Source organism: Streptomyces plumbidurans (assembly GCF_019857225.1).
Taxonomy (GTDB): Bacteria; Actinomycetota; Actinomycetes; order Streptomycetales; family Streptomycetaceae; genus Streptomyces; species Streptomyces plumbidurans.
Window position 1 is genome coordinate 1 of sequence record NZ_JAFJSY010000075.1, and the last position, 15,082, is coordinate 15,082.

At 69.4% G+C, this 15,082-nt stretch carries 14 protein-coding genes and 1 pseudogene; 1 reads left to right on the top strand and 14 read right to left on the bottom strand.

Going from position 1 to position 15,082, the window contains the following annotated elements:
* The 9 genes and pseudogenes from JYK17_RS32855 to JYK17_RS32895 all read right to left on the bottom strand — a co-directional run.
* Positions 1–188, bottom strand: a pseudogene (locus tag JYK17_RS32855) (AI-2E family transporter); the annotation flags it as partial.
* A gap of 139 nt (positions 189–327) precedes the next feature.
* Positions 328–1,020: an aggregation-promoting factor C-terminal-like domain-containing protein gene (locus tag JYK17_RS32860; protein ID WP_181362541.1), complete on the bottom strand. Its 693-nt coding sequence runs from the start codon at positions 1,018–1,020 to the stop codon at positions 328–330.
* Between the two features lie 428 nt (positions 1,021–1,448).
* Complete coding sequence (gene phoH2, locus JYK17_RS32865; RefSeq protein WP_108013893.1) at positions 1,449–2,774, bottom strand: RNA 5'-3' helicase PhoH2; 1,326 nt, start codon at positions 2,772–2,774, stop codon at positions 1,449–1,451.
* 321 nt (positions 2,775–3,095) lie between these two features.
* Positions 3,096–3,869, bottom strand: a complete 774-nt coding sequence (locus JYK17_RS32870) for an isoprenyl transferase (protein ID WP_108013891.1) — start codon at positions 3,867–3,869, stop codon at positions 3,096–3,098.
* A 567-nt stretch (positions 3,870–4,436) separates the two neighbouring features.
* Positions 4,437–5,234, bottom strand: coding sequence for a methyltransferase domain-containing protein (locus tag JYK17_RS32875; protein WP_222811792.1), 798 nt, complete (start codon positions 5,232–5,234; stop codon positions 4,437–4,439).
* A 27-nt stretch (positions 5,235–5,261) separates the two neighbouring features.
* Entirely contained in the window at positions 5,262–5,912 is a 651-nt protein-coding gene (locus JYK17_RS32880) for a nucleoside deaminase (protein WP_108013889.1), read from the bottom strand.
* Positions 5,909–6,787, bottom strand: coding sequence for an LLM class flavin-dependent oxidoreductase (locus JYK17_RS32885; RefSeq protein WP_108013888.1), 879 nt, complete (start codon positions 6,785–6,787; stop codon positions 5,909–5,911). The genes JYK17_RS32880 and JYK17_RS32885 overlap by 4 nt, the downstream gene beginning before the upstream one ends.
* Before the next feature lie 41 nt (positions 6,788–6,828).
* Positions 6,829–7,407, bottom strand: coding sequence for a dihydrofolate reductase family protein (locus tag JYK17_RS32890; protein ID WP_108013887.1), 579 nt, complete (start codon positions 7,405–7,407; stop codon positions 6,829–6,831).
* A gap of 90 nt (positions 7,408–7,497) precedes the next feature.
* On the bottom strand, positions 7,498–8,304 hold the full coding sequence (locus tag JYK17_RS32895) for a prepilin peptidase (RefSeq protein WP_222811793.1): 807 nt from the start codon (positions 8,302–8,304) through the stop codon (positions 7,498–7,500).
* Between the two features lie 119 nt (positions 8,305–8,423).
* On the opposite strand from JYK17_RS32895, the gene JYK17_RS32900 reads away from it, so the two are divergent.
* A complete protein-coding gene (locus JYK17_RS32900) occupies positions 8,424–8,861 on the top strand; it encodes a DUF192 domain-containing protein (protein WP_128802035.1) in 438 nt (145 codons plus the stop codon).
* 6 nt (positions 8,862–8,867) lie between these two features.
* Here the strand turns inward: JYK17_RS32900 and JYK17_RS32905 are convergent, their stop codons facing one another.
* The 5 genes from JYK17_RS32905 to JYK17_RS32925 all read right to left on the bottom strand — a co-directional run.
* On the bottom strand, positions 8,868–9,701 hold the full coding sequence (locus tag JYK17_RS32905; protein ID WP_108013884.1) for a hypothetical protein: 834 nt from the start codon (positions 9,699–9,701) through the stop codon (positions 8,868–8,870).
* Positions 9,698–11,653, bottom strand: coding sequence for a Flp family type IVb pilin (locus tag JYK17_RS32910; protein ID WP_222811794.1), 1,956 nt, complete (start codon positions 11,651–11,653; stop codon positions 9,698–9,700). Before JYK17_RS32910 ends, JYK17_RS32905 begins: the two co-directional genes overlap by 4 nt.
* Positions 11,654–12,258: 605 nt before the next feature.
* Positions 12,259–12,912: a hypothetical protein gene (locus JYK17_RS32915; RefSeq protein ID WP_222811795.1), complete on the bottom strand. Its 654-nt coding sequence runs from the start codon at positions 12,910–12,912 to the stop codon at positions 12,259–12,261.
* 19 nt (positions 12,913–12,931) lie between these two features.
* On the bottom strand, positions 12,932–13,840 hold the full coding sequence (locus JYK17_RS32920) for a hypothetical protein (RefSeq protein WP_222811796.1): 909 nt from the start codon (positions 13,838–13,840) through the stop codon (positions 12,932–12,934).
* Positions 13,841–13,853: 13 nt separating this feature from the next.
* The coding region (locus JYK17_RS32925) for an enoyl-CoA hydratase/isomerase family protein (RefSeq protein WP_222811797.1) at positions 13,854–15,082 on the bottom strand (1,229 nt) is incomplete at its 5' end.

Below are 15,082 nucleotides of genomic sequence, written 5' to 3' on the forward strand. Positions count from 1 at the left end.
CGCGGCGCCGGCGGCTCCGGCCGCGGCTCGGGGGCGGGGGCGGGCTTCGCTGCCTTGCGGCGCGCGGAGGACGAGGCCCCGTCGCCGTCGGACTCCCGCTCGACTTCGGCGCGGCGCTCGTCCAACCGCTCACTGACCTCGGTCAGCGAGGCGCCGATCCGACCGAGCCACCCTGGCACTCGCGACATGATCCGTCCTCTACCCCCGTCTGTCCCCACCACTCCCCCCTGGAGCCGTTGCGTCAGACCGTACAGTGCGAAAGCCCCTCCCCCTATGACGGGGAGGGGCTGCGCAGGGTTGAGAGACGGGGCCGAGGGCCTCGACGGCTCAGTACCAGCTGTTGGCCTGCCAGAAGGACCAGGCCTGGCAGGGGCTGCCGTAGCGGCTGTCCATGTAGTTCAGGCCCCACTTGATCTGGGTGGCCGGGTTCGTCTGCCAGTCGGAGCCGGCGGAGGAGTACTTCGAGGCGGGCAGCGCCTGGAAGAGGCCGTAGGCGCCGGAGCCGGCGTTGACCGCGTGGTAGTTCCAGCTGGACTCGTGGTCCACGATGTTGCTGAAGCACTGGAACTGGCCGCTCGGCACCATCTGCCGGGCCATCGCCTGGATCTGGGCGACGGTGTACGAGCTCTGCACCGCGAAGTCGGCCGAGGTGGCCTTGCTGCGGCTGGCAGCGGCCTTCGCGTCGGCGCGCTCCTTGGCTTCCTTGGCCGCCTTCTGCGCCGCTTCCTTCTTGGCGATGGCGGTGTCGGCGGCTGCCTTGCGGGCCGCCTCCTCGGCGTCCTTCTTGGCGCTGGCGTCGGCCTGGATCGCCTGGGCGTCGGCCTGCTGCGTCAGGGAGGCGGTCTGCACCTGGGCCTGCTGGCCCGTGGGTATGTCCGCCAGGAGCGTGGTGTCGGCTGCCGTCGCTTCGGCGTCGTTGGGCTGGGCAGTACTGCCCGAGGCAACTCCGACAACGCTTCCGACGGCGGTGACCGCGGTGGCCGAGGCCACTGCGAATCCCCGGACCGAAATCCGGCTCACTCGGTTTCCTTCCAGCATCGCCCGCTTCGGTGACCCTGGCGGACGCAATCGTGCCCCTGACACTGGCCTCCCCACTGCTTGGTCACGGGAGGCACGGGCCCGGTGGGCAACTCCTGCTGGAGGAGCGCCGCGTGGTGCTCGGGCGGCATACGACGACGCTGTGGAGTTGGCTGTGGTGCTTGTGTGGTGCCGTACCGCTGGGGGTACCGCTGTGTCGTATGCGGGGCCTGACAGGAGTGAGACTCTGCCGTAACCGGACGTCGGGTGGCAATTCTGAGTTGCGTGTGAAAGCTCACATCCCGTTTGACCCTTGGGATTTCGAGAAACAGCAACACGCGAAGGCGCCGCCCGGCTAGGCTCTCAGCCTTTGCTGGACGGCGCCAACTGACGCGTAACCGGCCCTAATTGGGCCTGATCGGTCAGTCCCGCTAGATCTGCCCTTCTTCGAGCATTTCGGTCACAAGGGCCGCGATCTGGGACCTCTCGGACCTCGTCAGCGTGACATGCGCGAAGAGCGGATGCCCCTTCAACTTCTCGACGACGGCGACGACTCCGTCGTAGCGACCGACGCGCAGATTGTCCCTTTGTGCCACGTCATGGGTGAGAACCACCCGTGAATTGGCGCCGATTCGGGACAGAACGGTGAGAAGCACATTCCGTTCCAGGGACTGCGCCTCGTCCACGATCACGAACGCGTCGTGCAGCGAGCGCCCGCGGATGTGGGTGAGTGGGAGGACTTCGAGCATTCCGCGCGCGGTGACCTCCTCGATGACCTCGCGGCTGGTGACCGCGGACAGCGTGTCGAAGACCGCCTGCGCCCAGGGGCTCATCTTCTCGGCCTCGGAGCCGGGCAGATAGCCGAGTTCCTGCCCGCCGACCGCGTACAGCGGCCGGAAGACCATCACCTTCTGGTGCTGCCGCCGCTCCAGCACGGCCTCGAGACCCGCGCACAGCGCGAGCGCCGACTTGCCGGTGCCGGCCCGGCCGCCCATGGAGACGATCCCGACGTCCGGGTCGAGGAGCAGATCCAACGCGATCCGCTGCTCCGCGCTGCGGCCCTTGATGCCGAAGGCCTCCCGATCACCGCGCACCAGGCGGATGTTGCCCTCCGGCGTGACCCGGCCGAGGGCCTTGCCGCGCTCCGACTGGATCGTCAGGCCCGTGTGCACCGGGAGGTCGGACGCCTCGGGCACATACACATGGCCTTCCTCGAAGAGGATGTCCACCTGCTCGCCGGGCAGGGTCAGTTCGGACATTCCGGTCCAGCCGGAGGAGTCCGTGATGGCCAGTTCCGCGCGGTACTCCTCGGCGAGGAGTCCGACGGAGGAGGCCTTGATCCTGAGCGGCAGGTCCTTCGAGACGACGGTGACGTCGAATCCCTCGGCCTGCAGATTGCGGGCGACCGCGAGGATGCGGGAGTCGTTGTCCCCCAGGCGGTAGCCGCTCGGCAGCACGCTGGGGTCCGAGTGATTGAGCTCGACACGGACGGTCCCGCCCAGCTCCCCGATCGGGATGGGGGCGTCGAGGCGGCCGTGCCGCACCCGGAACTCGTCGAGCAGGCGCAGGGCCTGCCGGGCGAAGTAGCCGAGTTCGGGATGGTGCCGCTTCGCCTCCAGCTCAGTGACCACGACGATGGGGAGCACAACCTCGTGCTCGTCGAAGCGGCTCAGGGCGTTCGGGTCGGCCAGCAGGACGCTGGTGTCGAGAACATAGGTGCGCCGGTCTGGCTTGTGGCGCTTTGTGCTGGTCACCACGGAAGGACGTACCCCCTCGGATGAGGTCGGGGAGCGACGGAGTGGAGCTGGACCGGTCGACGGCCGCAATGCACGGGCCGAGAACCGGCCCTCCGCCTCTTCGTCCGTGCAGTGACCGCACGATCGGGCTGGTGCAAAGGGCCTCCCGGGCGGACGGCCCCGTGCCGTCCGCTGAGAACCGACACCCGTGGTTCGGGTGTCGACCTGCTTGGCTTATGCCCTCGAACATGCGTCACCATGCCGACCCATATGTCGGCGCACCGGTGAACTCCTCGTGACGTCCGTCCCGACGTGCGGTGTCCGCGCGCGGCAGGCGGTGCGTCAGCCGCCGTAGCGCCGGTGCCGCGCCGCGTAGTCACGCATGGCGCGCAGGAAGTCGACCTTGCGGAAGGCCGGCCAGAAGACCTCACAGAAGTAGTACTCGGAGTGGGCGGTCTGCCACAGCATGAAACCGGACAGCCGCTGCTCGCCGCTGGTACGGATCACCAGGTCGGGGTCGGGCTGGGCGCGGGTGTAGAGATGCCGCCCGATCATGTCGATGTCGACGGCCTCGGCGAGGTCCTCCATAGCCGTGCCCTTTTCATGGGCGTCCAGCAGCATGGAGCGCACCGCGTCGGCGATCTCCTGCCGACCGCCGTAGCCGATGGCGACGTTGACCAGTATTCCGTCGACATGGGCGGTGGTCTCCTCCGCCTCCTTCAGCGCGGTCTGCATCGGCGCCGGCAGCAGGTCGGGGGTGCCGACGTGGTGCACGCGCCAGCGGCCGTCCGCCGCGAGGGTGCGTACGACGTCCTCGATGATGCCGAGGAGCGGGCCGAGTTCGTCCTGCGGGCGGTCGAAGTTGTCCGTCGACAGCAGCCAGAGGGTGACGACCTCGACATCCGTCTCGCTGCACCAGCCGAGGAACTCCTCGATCTTCTCGGCGCCCGCCCGGTGACCGTGCACGGTGGTGGAACCCGACGCCTTCGCCCAGCGACGGTTGCCGTCCATGATGACGCCGATGTGCTTGGGCACCTGAGCGTGGTCAAGGTGGCCCTCCACCCGGCGCGCATAGAGCCTGACGAGCAGGCCGCGCAGCTTGTCGCGCAGGTTCACGTGATGGTCAGCCCCTCCGTACCGATGCGGTCCCCGCGGCTCGCAGCCTACCCCCGCGGGGCCCAGGGACAGGATTCGGGGTGCGTGGGTGGGGAGTTGGGCGCCACAGGCGCAACACCACCCGCTGTGGGCGGGCACGAAAACGGGCCGGTCCGTGGGGGGGAGACGGACCGGCCCGAGGGGGGGTTTCCACCATAACCCTTTGTAAGTGCCGGTGGGTGCATCGGCGTGCCACAACTACTCTCCGAAATCGAACGACAACGCGCCGATGGCCGTGGAGTGGCCCTCCGGAGTGTGACGCATGGCCGATTCATGGCTGGTCGGTGGCCGGATCGCGGTCGATACGCAGCCGTTCGACGCCCCATTCGGGTGTCCCCCGGGTGGGTGACCCGGCCACGACACGGGGCTTGACGCGAGACCTGACAAGAAATGGGCACCGCGCAGCCCCCTCCACTGCGCGGTGCCACCGCGCAGCTTTGCTCACGCGAATTACCTTGTCTTGAACTTACGTGACGCTTAGGGCAGAGGCGAGCCGACCTCGATAACAATGTGGAAACCACATCAAACCTACGAATGCACGGGTGCAATCTTTCGGACATCGAAGAGATGGCGGGTGCTGTGGGCGACGAAGGGGCCCTGGGTCTCGATCCGCTCGTGCAGTGCGCGGAGCCGGTCCTCGTACGCCTCGACCGTGAAGTCCGGGACCATCCAGACCACCTTGCGCAGGAAGTGGACGACCGCGGCGATGTCGTAGAACTCGATGTGGAGCCGTTCGCTGCGCAGGTCGACGATCTCGAGCCCGGCCGCCTCGGCGCCGGCGCGTTCGCGGTCGGGGCGGCGGACGGCGCTCCGCTCGGCCGGGAGCGGCCCGAGGAAGTACTCGACGAGCTCGAAGACGCTGCGCGGGCCCACGTGCTGGGCGAAGTAGGTGCCGCCGGGCTCCAGGACGCGGGCGATCTCCGGCCAGTTGGGGGTCACCGGGTGCCGGCTGCTGACGAGGTCGAACTGGGCGTCCGCGAAGGGCAGCGCCGCATCCTCGGCTGCGGCGACGACCACCGTGCCGCGGGGCCGGAGCAGGGCGCCGGCCTTGGCCACGTTCGGCGGCCACCCCTCGGTCGCGGCGGTCAGCACCGGGGTCTTCACCGCGCGGCCGAGAGCGAAGTCCAGGACCTCGCCGCCGCCGGTCTGCAGGTCCAGCGCGGCGGTGGCCTCACCGAGCCGCTCGGCCAGCGACACCGCGTACCCCCACGAGGGCCGCTCCTCCGTGGCCCGGCCCTCGAACCAGGAGAAGTCCCATCCTTCGGTGGGTACGGCGACGCCTTCGGCGACGAGGTCCTCGAAGCTGCGGCGCTGGTTTGGGGGCATGGGGATCGGTCCTGTCGTGGGTCGGGATCAGCCGTCAAGGTCGAGGTCAGGGAGGTGCGGGAGGAGCAGTTCGTACGCCGTCCCGGCCGTCGGGGCGGCGAGGAGGCCGTCGGTGGCGGTGAGGCAGCGGCGGGTGGTGCGGGTGGTCTCGGGGGTGAGTTCGCCCGGGTTGTGCAGGACGGCCCACAACCGCATGAGCAGCGCGCCGAAGACGGCGAGCGGTCCGTCCAGCGGGCCCTCCCGCAGCGGCCAGCGGTCCGCCAGCGATCGGCTTACGCCTGGCACGTTCTCGATGCCGCGCCACAGCGGGTCCGGCGCGGCGTAGAGCACATGCCGGACATGGCTGTGGAGGAGGGCGGCGCTGCACAGCAGGCAGGGTTCGAGGGTCGTGTAGAGGCGGTGGCCGTCGACCCGGCCGCGGGCCGGCAGCTGGGCGAGTGCGTTGACCTCGGCGTGGGCGATGTTCGTGCCGGCGAGCTGTCCGGGCGGGGCGGTGGCTTCCTGGCTGCGGTTGCGCCCCATGGCGACGACCTCTCCCCCGGCGTTTACGACGACGGCGCCGACGGGCCGGCTCCCCGCCCGGAACGCCTCCCAGGCGAGCTCAAAGGGGAGGCGCCAGGGGGCGGGGATCAGGGTGCCTGCGCCGCGCGGGACGTTCGGCTCGCCGGGCGCGATCACGGGACCAGTGGCCTGACCTCTTCCGCCACGAACCGCACGAACCCCTCCGGGTCGGGTTCGTCGCCCGTCGGCTGAAGGATCACGGTGTCGGCGCCGGCCTCGGCGAGGCGCTCCACCGCCTTGGCGACGGCGCCGGCGTCTCCGGCGACCCCGAGGCCGGGGTCGGGTTCGGGCCCCTCCTCCAGCAGCAGTGCGGCGCGCAGCCGCGCGGCGGCGTCGGGCCCGGTGGCCGCGAGCAGATAGACGACGACCTCGTGCGGATCGGCGGTCCGTCCGGCCGCCTCCCGGCCCTCGTCGACGAGCGCGCGGGCCCGCCGTACGCCCTCCGCCGTGGTGGACGCGGTGAGCACGGTGCCGTCCGCTGCCTCACCGGACAGCCGCAGCGAACGCGGCCCGGTGGCGCCTGCGAGGACGGGCACGGGCGCCGGGGGCGGCCAGTCGAGGCCGACGTCGTCGAGCCGGACGTAGCGTCCGCTCGTCGTGAGCCGCTCACCGCGCAACAGGGCGCGCAGCGCGTCGAGATACTCCCGCAGCAGGGTCAGCGGCGACTCGGCCCGCGCCCCGACCTGCCCCATCCAGTCCTGTACGCCGTGCCCGACGCCGATGACGGCGCGCCCGGGGAACATCCGGTGCAGGGTGGCCGCCTCCATGGCGGTGATGGCGACGTTGCGCAGCGGCACGGGCAGCAGCCCGACCCCGATCCGTACCCGTTCGGTCCAGGCGAGGGCCGCCGCGGCCGTCGAGATCCCGCCCTCCCGGAAGCAGTCCTCCCACAGCCAGAGCTCCTCCAGCCCGGCCTCGTCCGCGGTGCGGGCGACGGCACGCAGTCGCTCCGGGGGCAGTTGGGGTCGGAACACAGCGCCGAGTGCAGTCATGCGTTCTTCCTACCCGCGCCCGAACGGACCGGACAACCGCTTTACGCGGCGCGCATGCGGGCGTTCGGTGCGTAGCGCAGGAACGCGACGCCGTTGCCGAAGGTGCGGCTCTCCAGGAGGTGCGGGGACGCGGACATGTCCACCTCCGGGTAGAGCTTCGTGCCGTGGCCGACCACGACCGGATGGACGTAGATCCGGTACTCGTCGACGAGTCCGAGCCGCAGGAACTCCCCGGCGAGCCGGGCCCCGCCGAGCCCGAGGTCCCCGAGCGAGCGCTCCTTGAACGCCCTGACCTCCTCGGGTACGACGTCCCGTACGACGGTCGCGTTCCAGTCGGCCCGCTGCAAGGTCCGCGAGTAGACGACCTTCGGGATGGAACGCCAGATCCGGGCGAACTCGGCTCCCACGGGGGTGACGCCCGGGTCGGCGTCGGCGGTGGGCCAGTAGGCGGCCATGAGCTCGTAGGTGCGGCGGCCGCTCAGCAGGGCGCCGTACTGTCTGACGACGTCGTTGAAGTGCTGGTGCATCTCCTCGTCGACGCGGTGCCAGCTGATGTCGTGGTCGGGGCCCTCGATGTAGCCGTCGAGGGAGATGTTCATCATCAGCACGATCTTCGACATCGGGTCACCTGGAGTTCGTCCGTCCGCATCGGTCGCCGCTCACCGTATCCAGGTATTCGGCTGTGCCGAACGGTGCCTGTGGTACCTCCGTCAACTCGCCGCGAAAGCTCCCAGCAGCAGTCCCGTGCACGCCCCGCCCAGCATGAACGGCCCGAGCGGAATCGCCGTCCTGCGGCCCGCACGGCGCAGCACGACCATCCCGAGGCCGTACACCGCGCCGTAGAGCAGACCCACGAAGGCCCCCGTGAGCAGGATCTGCCAGCCGTACCAGCCGAGCGCCACGCCCAGGGCGAGGGCCAGCTTCACATCGCCGAAGCCCATGCCGGCGGGGTTGATCAGGAAGAGGACGAGATACACGGCCCCCAGCGCCGGCCCGCCGAGCAGCGCGGTGGGCCAGGAGCCCGTGGCGGCGGGCAGGAGGGCGGCGACTCCCAGCAGTACGGCGAGCGCGGCGGCCAACGGCAGCGTGAGGACGTCGGGCAGGCGGTGCACCCGGTAGTCGACGAGGGTCAGCAGCACGGCCACGGGGGTGAGCAGCACCCAGACCACGGTCTCGGGGTGCGGACCGCCCGCCGCGGCGGCGAGAGCGGCGCAGATGAGCGCTGCGGCGGTGGAGACGGTGGGTGTGTTCGGGCCGTAGGTTCCGCAGGGGGTGGCGTGTTGGGGCTGTTCGGCGGGCGCGATCGGTTCTGTGGCCGGAACCGACGTTTCTTCCATGGCCGGGCAGACCGAGCGGCCCAGCCACCCTCCCCAGGCCCCCGTGATCGGGTGCCCGGCGGGGCAGTTCGCGCTCCAGGGCTCACCCGGCTCGACCGAGAACCGGTGGGCCGCGCGGGGCAGCACGAGCCCCGTTCCCGCTCCCCAGACGGCGGCCACGACGATCAGGAGTACGCCCACGGCGGGACCCTACGGCGACGACCGTGGGGTCGGCATGGGCCCCTGGGCCCATGTAGGGCCCACTGCTGTACGGATACGTTCGCCCTACGGCGTTGGTGTGAACGGGAGGAGGCCTCGGCATGGGGCGACGTTGGCAGGACGGGCGGGGCACGCTGGTGGTGCCGGAGGCACGGAGGGGCGGCGGGCCTGGAGGAGCGGGCGGCGCGGGCGGATCCGGTAGGGCGGGCGAACCCCGGGGAGCGCGGGTGCCGTTGGAGATCGCGACGTCCTACCGGGCGCGTACGAAGGGCCTGTTGGGCCGTGACTCGGTCGACGGAGCAATCCTGCTCTCCCCCGCCAACAGCATCCACACCTTCCGTATGCGCATCCCCATCGACGTCGCCTACCTGGACCGCGACCTCAACGTCATCGCCGTACGCACGATGAAACCCTGGCGCCTGGGCCTGCCCCGGCCCCGCTCCCGGCACGTACTAGAAGCGGAGGCCGGGGCCATGGCGGGGTGGGGGTTGCGGGCGGGGGTGCGGGTGGAGGTGCGGGACGTGCCCGCGCGGGACTGACCGAGGTCACCAGGGAACGCCCGACGGATTCCGGTTCCACCACCAGCGATCGCCCTGCGGGTGCGCGCCGCGCGCGGTCGACCGCCGGAAGCCGTCGTCGAGTTGCTCCACCACCGTCCGCAGGGCCTGCGCATACGCCTCGCCGGCCGCGGGCACGAGCCGCTCGAGGTCGTCACGGGCCCGAAGGTCACGCCTGTACAGGGCCCTGTGGTAGCGGCCGGACGGGCCCCACTGGGCCGTCTCCAGCCGGCGGACGAGCCGTTCCCACACACGCAGGCCGTGGCGGACGCGCCCTTCGACGCTCGCCGCCGTGCCCTGCGGATACGCGGCGAGAAACGCGTCGGACAGAGGCGTCGCGACGAGCTCGTGCTCGAGGACTTCGGGCAGGATCTCCACCTTGGCGCGGGGCAGATCGGCCACCTGGGCCTCGACCGCGTCCACCCGGTACGTCGTGTCCTCGTCCGAGTCGATCGTCTCCAGCCGGCACCGGACGACACGACCGTCCGGCGTCGCAACCCAGTAGGCGCTGTCCAGGTCGAGGTCCGGGGACGGGTGGAGGACCGAAGCCGCCGTCCGCGCCGCGAGCCCCCGGGCGAGCTCCGCCTCGGTGAGGGCGCCGGCCGTTTCGTCGTCGACGGTCAGATCCAGCTCGAGCGCCAGGTCACCGGGCGGCAGCACGCGGTAGGTACACAGAACCGGTGAATCCCAGCGGCGCGCTTCCTGGTCGCCGTCCACATCGGCGACGTCCACCGCGTCGTCCGGCACGGCCAGCACCTCGCAGAGGGCGCCGTGGAGGGCCGACGGCTGCAGTTCGGCGACGGTGAAGAGGTTCGCGATCACTTGTAGGTCCCGTCGTACACCTTCTTGGCCTTCGCGACCTTGTCCGGGTTGTTGACGAACTTCGGATCGCGCTGCAGTTGCTGCGACTTGCTGAGATCGCCCTTGTTCCGCACGATCTCCTTCAGCGCAGCGTATTCAATTCGGTCCATGTCGACCAAGCCCGGCCCGGACTTGGGGAAGACCGTCCCGCTCTCCTCGATCCCGTACCGGCGGCCGTTGATCTCGTACGTGTTCCCGTCCGGCAGGAGCTTGGCGCGGCCCTTCGCGATCGCCTCGATGTCCGAGCGGACCGCGTCCTCGCTCCCGCGCAGGATCACCGTGTTGCGTTCCTTGACCTGGCCGCTGCCCGCTCCACCCACGGTGTGCCGTTTGTTCGGGAACCGCAGCGTCTTTCCGCCCGCGGGACCGGCGACGTCGTCCCCCGCCTGCCACCGATCGGCCGCCTTGTCCGCCTCGTCGGCCTGCTTACGGGCCTCCTCCGCCTCCTTCTTGGCGTCCTCGTCGCAACCGTCGTCGGCAAGCACGACGTACGGGGAGCCGCCGGCAGCGAGGACGGTGGTGCCGGTGCCGGGGGAACCGGAGAGGCCGCCGTTTTCAAACGGGATCCTGCGGGACGGCGCGGAGATGGTGCAGCCGGACTCGCGGGCCTTCTTCTCGGCCGCGTCCGCCGCCTCGTCCGCCTCCTTGGCCGCCTTCTCGGCGCCCTCCACGTCACCGGCCTTGGCCGCCTTCTTCGCGTCCTCCGCCGCCTTGCCCGCCTCCTCCGCGAGCTTGCCCAGCCTGCCGAGCTTGCCCAGTACTCCGACCTTCTCGGCGACCTTGCCGACGTCGTAACCCGGGATGAACAGCGAGCCGATGTTCCACACGACGGTCGTGACGGCCCGGGTCTTGTTGCCGCTGTTCCACTGATCGGCGACGTCCTTGCCGATGAACATGTCGTAGAGGACCGTGCCGCCCGTCTTCAGCGAGGCGCCGCCCCAGTCGGTGAGGGCGCCGAAGTAGTCGCCCTTGGACCACTTGTCGGCGGCGCCCTTGGAGTTCTCCACCCAGTCGTGACCGAGCTGCTTGCCGTAGTCGCCGAGGCCCTTGAGCATGTGGAGGGGATGGCGGACCATGTCGTAGATACCGGTGACGTCGCCCCATACCCCGTCGACGAAGAGTCCCTGCCCGACCTGCTTGACCTGATCCCCGGCACATCCGAAGAAGGCACCGACCCCGGAGAAGCAGCCGTCGTCCTTCTTGCCGTCCTTCTTGCCGTCGTCACCGTTCTTGCCGTCGGGGTTGCCGTCAGGGTTCTGACCTGCGGGACCGTCGGCCTTCCTGGCGGGGTCGTCGGTGCCGTTCCCGTCGCCCGCCCTGGCATCCGTGTCGCCGCCGACGGGAGCCGCGCAGCCCATGCCGGCGACCTTGCAGACCTGGGCCTGGATGCCGCCGTAGATCTGGGTGCCGAGCCCGCTGACCACCAGTGCCGTGACGATCGCGGCGACGATGGCGACGAGCCCGGCGTACTCGACCGCGGTCTGCCCCTCGTCCCGCCGCCAACGGATCATGCGGGCCAGCGAGAAGGGGCGGCGCTCCGCGCGGTCCAGTTCGGGGGTCTCGTACCAGCGACGGCTCTCCGGGCGGAGCAGGAAGCAGAGGATGACGACCGGAAGGAAGAGCTGCAGCGCGCCATGGGCGGACCCGGCGGCGAGGTTGGCCGCGCCGCCCAGGATCAGCCACACCTGTACGGCGATCAGAGCCTTGCGGACCCGGGCCCCGCCCTCCCAGCTCCGCCGGGCCAGCCACCAGCCGAGCGTGCCGGGGGCGGCCGCGTAGGCGATGAGCGCGAGTGTCCCGCCGTCGAGGGCGTCCGCCGACGTTGCCGTGAGCAGCAGGCCGAGGCCGCCGACGATCGTCATGCCGAACAGCACGTGCACGAGGACCAACGCGGACGAGAGCGGTGCGGGCATGTTCCGGCGCCCGCCCTGCCCCGCCGGCCACCCGGCCCCGGACCCCGGCACTCCGCCGATCGACGCCATGACCGCCCCCTCCTCGACTGGCCTGACGGAGGGAGGCGTTCACGCAATACGCGGTGACCTCGGTGACCTCGCCCGGTCCCCCGCCGGTGGTTCACGACACGGGACGACCGTACGGAGAGGACGGCTGGGCAGCATGGGCCCGAGGGCCCAAATCGACACCCAACGTGACTCAGGTGTCGACAACGCCCTTGGACCTCGTCACACGACGCCCTCGCTCCCGGCACGTACTGGAGTCGGAGGCCGGGGCCATGGCGGGGTGGGGGTTGCGGGTGGAGCCGGGCGGAGGTGGCGGGAGCGGGCAGAAGTGCCGCCGTCTGTCCTCAAGTTCCGTGATCGGCCGGTCACTTACGACCCCCGCCATGAACATCAGGGCGTCGCCGTCGGACTGGTTGAGCGACACGGCAACCCAGCGCCAGTCGAAGGCACGGACGTCGGCCTCAGGGAGAAGCGGTTCCAGGGGAAGGCGTCGGGCAGGATTTTCACCCCGCAGCCGTGGTGAGCTGCGTTCCCAGTAGCCACACCCTTCGCAACGGATCTCACGGTTCCTGTGACGCGGCCTCGGCAGGGTCCGTGAACGAGACGGTCTGGAGGATGGCCGCCATCATGTTACAGAACTCTGCCCAGTAATCCGTGGCAGCAGTGTCGAGGGTGAAGACAGTTGTGTACGAGCCAGTCGGAAATGGGATGTGGACCTGGATCTGCCCAGTAAGGAGCTCGACCTGCTTACCGCTGTTGGTTACCTCGGGTTGGATGGCAATCTCATTGAGCCGCACGCATGAAACCGCTGGCCCGCACGGCAGGTCCAGCCAGCGAACGTCGTTGTACGGGTTTCCGGACAGGGCGGCCAGAATTCCCTGGGCTGCGATATCCGGGTCGGTCTGATCCGTTTTCACTGTCGCGACCGTGAGGGCGCACTGGGCGACCCCGCCTTCGTCTCTTGAAAAGAGGCCCATGGCCGAGTAGTCGAATCCGCTCTCGGCCATGTATTCAGCGAGCGCGGCGTAGAAGGGTGCTGCCGGCTCCCAGATCGCGTTGTCGCCACGGGCATAAAGGTCGCGTACGAACTCGCGAGACCGTGTGGCGCGTTCTTCGGGCGAGGGGGCTATAGGGAGAGGATGAAGCCCGTTCGGCGCGACGAACGAGAAGGGCGGGATGATCCCGGGTTCGACTTCTACCGCCAGGGTCGTCATTGAGCGCTCCGTTCGCAAATCAAAGGTCCTTGGGATCGAACCCGCCACGCCCGCCTGCCTGACTCATGAACCAGAACGGCCTCAGCATCCCGAGTTCGGGCTTCACGGGCTGGGTGGTAGGCACTTCGATAAGGAACTTTCCGCTGGGACGGCGAGTGATCACAGGTTCGACGGAGGCGTCCCGCTCGTTCACTGAAGCGACGTACGACTCCACATATTCGCGTTGGCGCGGTGTCAGGGCGTCAAGAGGAACGACATCCGTGGGGTGGACCAGATGGCGGAGCACAGACCAGTACTTCCGAGAGCCCGGTGGAGCGAGTCTGACCCAGGAGCCGTCTGCGAATTGCACCTTGGCTTCACCGCCCACGCTGCTGAATCCCATCCTCCGGACTCGCGCGATCTCCGACCGATCGACCTGCCAGAGCACCCGGTCACGTAGCGGATCGTCATCTGGAAAACCGGTGATGACCACACGTCGGTCGGTGACGATGATGTGGTTGCGGAAGCCCTCGGGACAGCGGGCGGGGTCGAGTTGCGAAGGCAGCGTCCGGGCAAGGGTGCCACCATCCGCCCACATGACCGGGAAGTCGCTGACTTCGTTCTCCGGCTCCTCTGGACGTCCGGGTCCATCGCCTGCGCCGGGAAGGAAGCTGCCGGTACCTCCGAGCCCTTCGAGGGCACCCCCGATCGCAACGTACAGCGCGCGCATTCCGAACAGACCGGCGCGCTTGCCGGGGTGCTTCTCCGTCTCCGGGTGGGCCGAGTAGACAGGACCCGACGGCCAGCCGGGCAACTCGCCCTGGATGTCGTTCCGCTGCGTGTCGCGGAACCATCGCATGCCGGACACTCTGGGGGCAGTTCCGGTCGCAAATGCGATCGCGTCGCGGGCGAGCAGCGTCTCGCCTGGTTCGGGTGTCCAGATCGCCATGTATATCGCCTTCTCAGTGTGAGGTGGCAGCATCGTGGAAGCTGTCTCCAGGGTGAAGCGCTTCTCCGATGTGTTGGGGGATGCTCACGATCTTGGGTGCGATCTTGATTCCGGCGTCCAACGCTCTACCCCCCAGACTCAGGGGGTTGACGTCGAACTTGCCGCCGCTGACGAGCTTGAGTCCCTTGGTGCCGAGCAGCTGACCTTGGTGATAGCCCGCTTCCGCCAGTCCAGCCAGCCGGCTCATGGCGCCGCTCTCATGAGTGATGATGCCGATGTTGCCGAACTTGCCTCCGAGAACGACCTTCTTCCCGAACAGAGCAAGGCCGCCTTCCACCTTCCCTGCGAGCTCGCCGGTCGCGAACATGTTCCGGGCGCCGGCGGCGAGTTCTGCGCCTTGGAAACCCTTGCCGAATTCGCTGGCGGCGCGTGCCGCAGCTATGCCCTCGTCCGCTACCTTCACGCCCTTGCCGAACGCGCCCAGTCCGGGCATGAGCCCGAGCGCGTCGAATCCCATCTGCATCCAGCTCACATCGGCCCCCGCAGCCTTGGCAATGCCGTGCGACAACAGCGCCAGTCCACTTGTGGCCAGTGCGGCCGCACCGAAGATGGCACCGAGGGGCTCGAATGGCAGCGTGATGATGGCCAGCATGCCCAGGATGCCGCTCAAATCGCTCAGCAGGTCACCGACCAACTTGATGAAGTCGGCGTGGTCCTTGAGCCAGTCGCCAGTGGCGTCCCAGGCATCCTCGATCCCGTGCCCGAGCTTGCTCCAGAACCCGGGCTCGTCCGGCGCGATGTCGCCCGCCTTGTCGAGTTCCTTGCTGATCTTGCGGGCGGCCTGCCGGTACTCCTCCTCCAGGTCGTGGACCCGTTGGATGACGCCGTCCACCGCGCTGGAGGCCTTGCCGAGTTCGTCGCTGCCCTTGCCGTCGCCCTTCTGGTCGGCTTTGGCCTGGGCATCCGCCTTGGCGCTGAGCTTTTCCCCGGCTTCCTTCTCCAGCCGGTCCGCTCGCTCTTGGAAGCCGTCCAGTTGGTTGGCCCAGTGATGGAGCGCGCGTGAGGCCTTGTCGAAGGAGTCGTGGCTCTTGCGGATGAGGGGGGTGACGTCCTGGCCGACGTAGTCGGTGAAGGCGATCGCGGTCTTGCCCTTCCAGGCGCCGCACTCGATCCGTTCCAGTTCGCTCAGCGCCGTGCCGAGTTCACCCGCGAGCTTGCCGATCTGTTTGGCGAGTTCGCGGG

Excerpts from the sequence above, each read along its gene's own strand:
- JYK17_RS32875 (WP_222811792.1), bottom strand. The coding sequence starts at position 5,234 with ATGCCCCCAAACCAGCGCCGCAGCTTCGAGGACCTCGTCGCCGAAGGC.
- JYK17_RS32885 (WP_108013888.1), bottom strand. The coding sequence starts at position 6,787 with ATGACTGCACTCGGCGCTGTGTTCCGACCCCAACTGCCCCCGGAGCGA.
- JYK17_RS32890 (WP_108013887.1), bottom strand. The coding sequence starts at position 7,407 with ATGTCGAAGATCGTGCTGATGATGAACATCTCCCTCGACGGCTACATC.
- JYK17_RS32900 (WP_128802035.1), top strand. The coding sequence starts at position 8,424 with ATGGGGCGACGTTGGCAGGACGGGCGGGGCACGCTGGTGGTGCCGGAG.
- JYK17_RS32910 (WP_222811794.1), bottom strand. The coding sequence starts at position 11,653 with ATGCCCGCACCGCTCTCGTCCGCGTTGGTCCTCGTGCACGTGCTGTTC.
- JYK17_RS32915 (WP_222811795.1), bottom strand. The coding sequence starts at position 12,912 with ATGACGACCCTGGCGGTAGAAGTCGAACCCGGGATCATCCCGCCCTTC.
- JYK17_RS32920 (WP_222811796.1), bottom strand. The coding sequence starts at position 13,840 with ATGGCGATCTGGACACCCGAACCAGGCGAGACGCTGCTCGCCCGCGAC.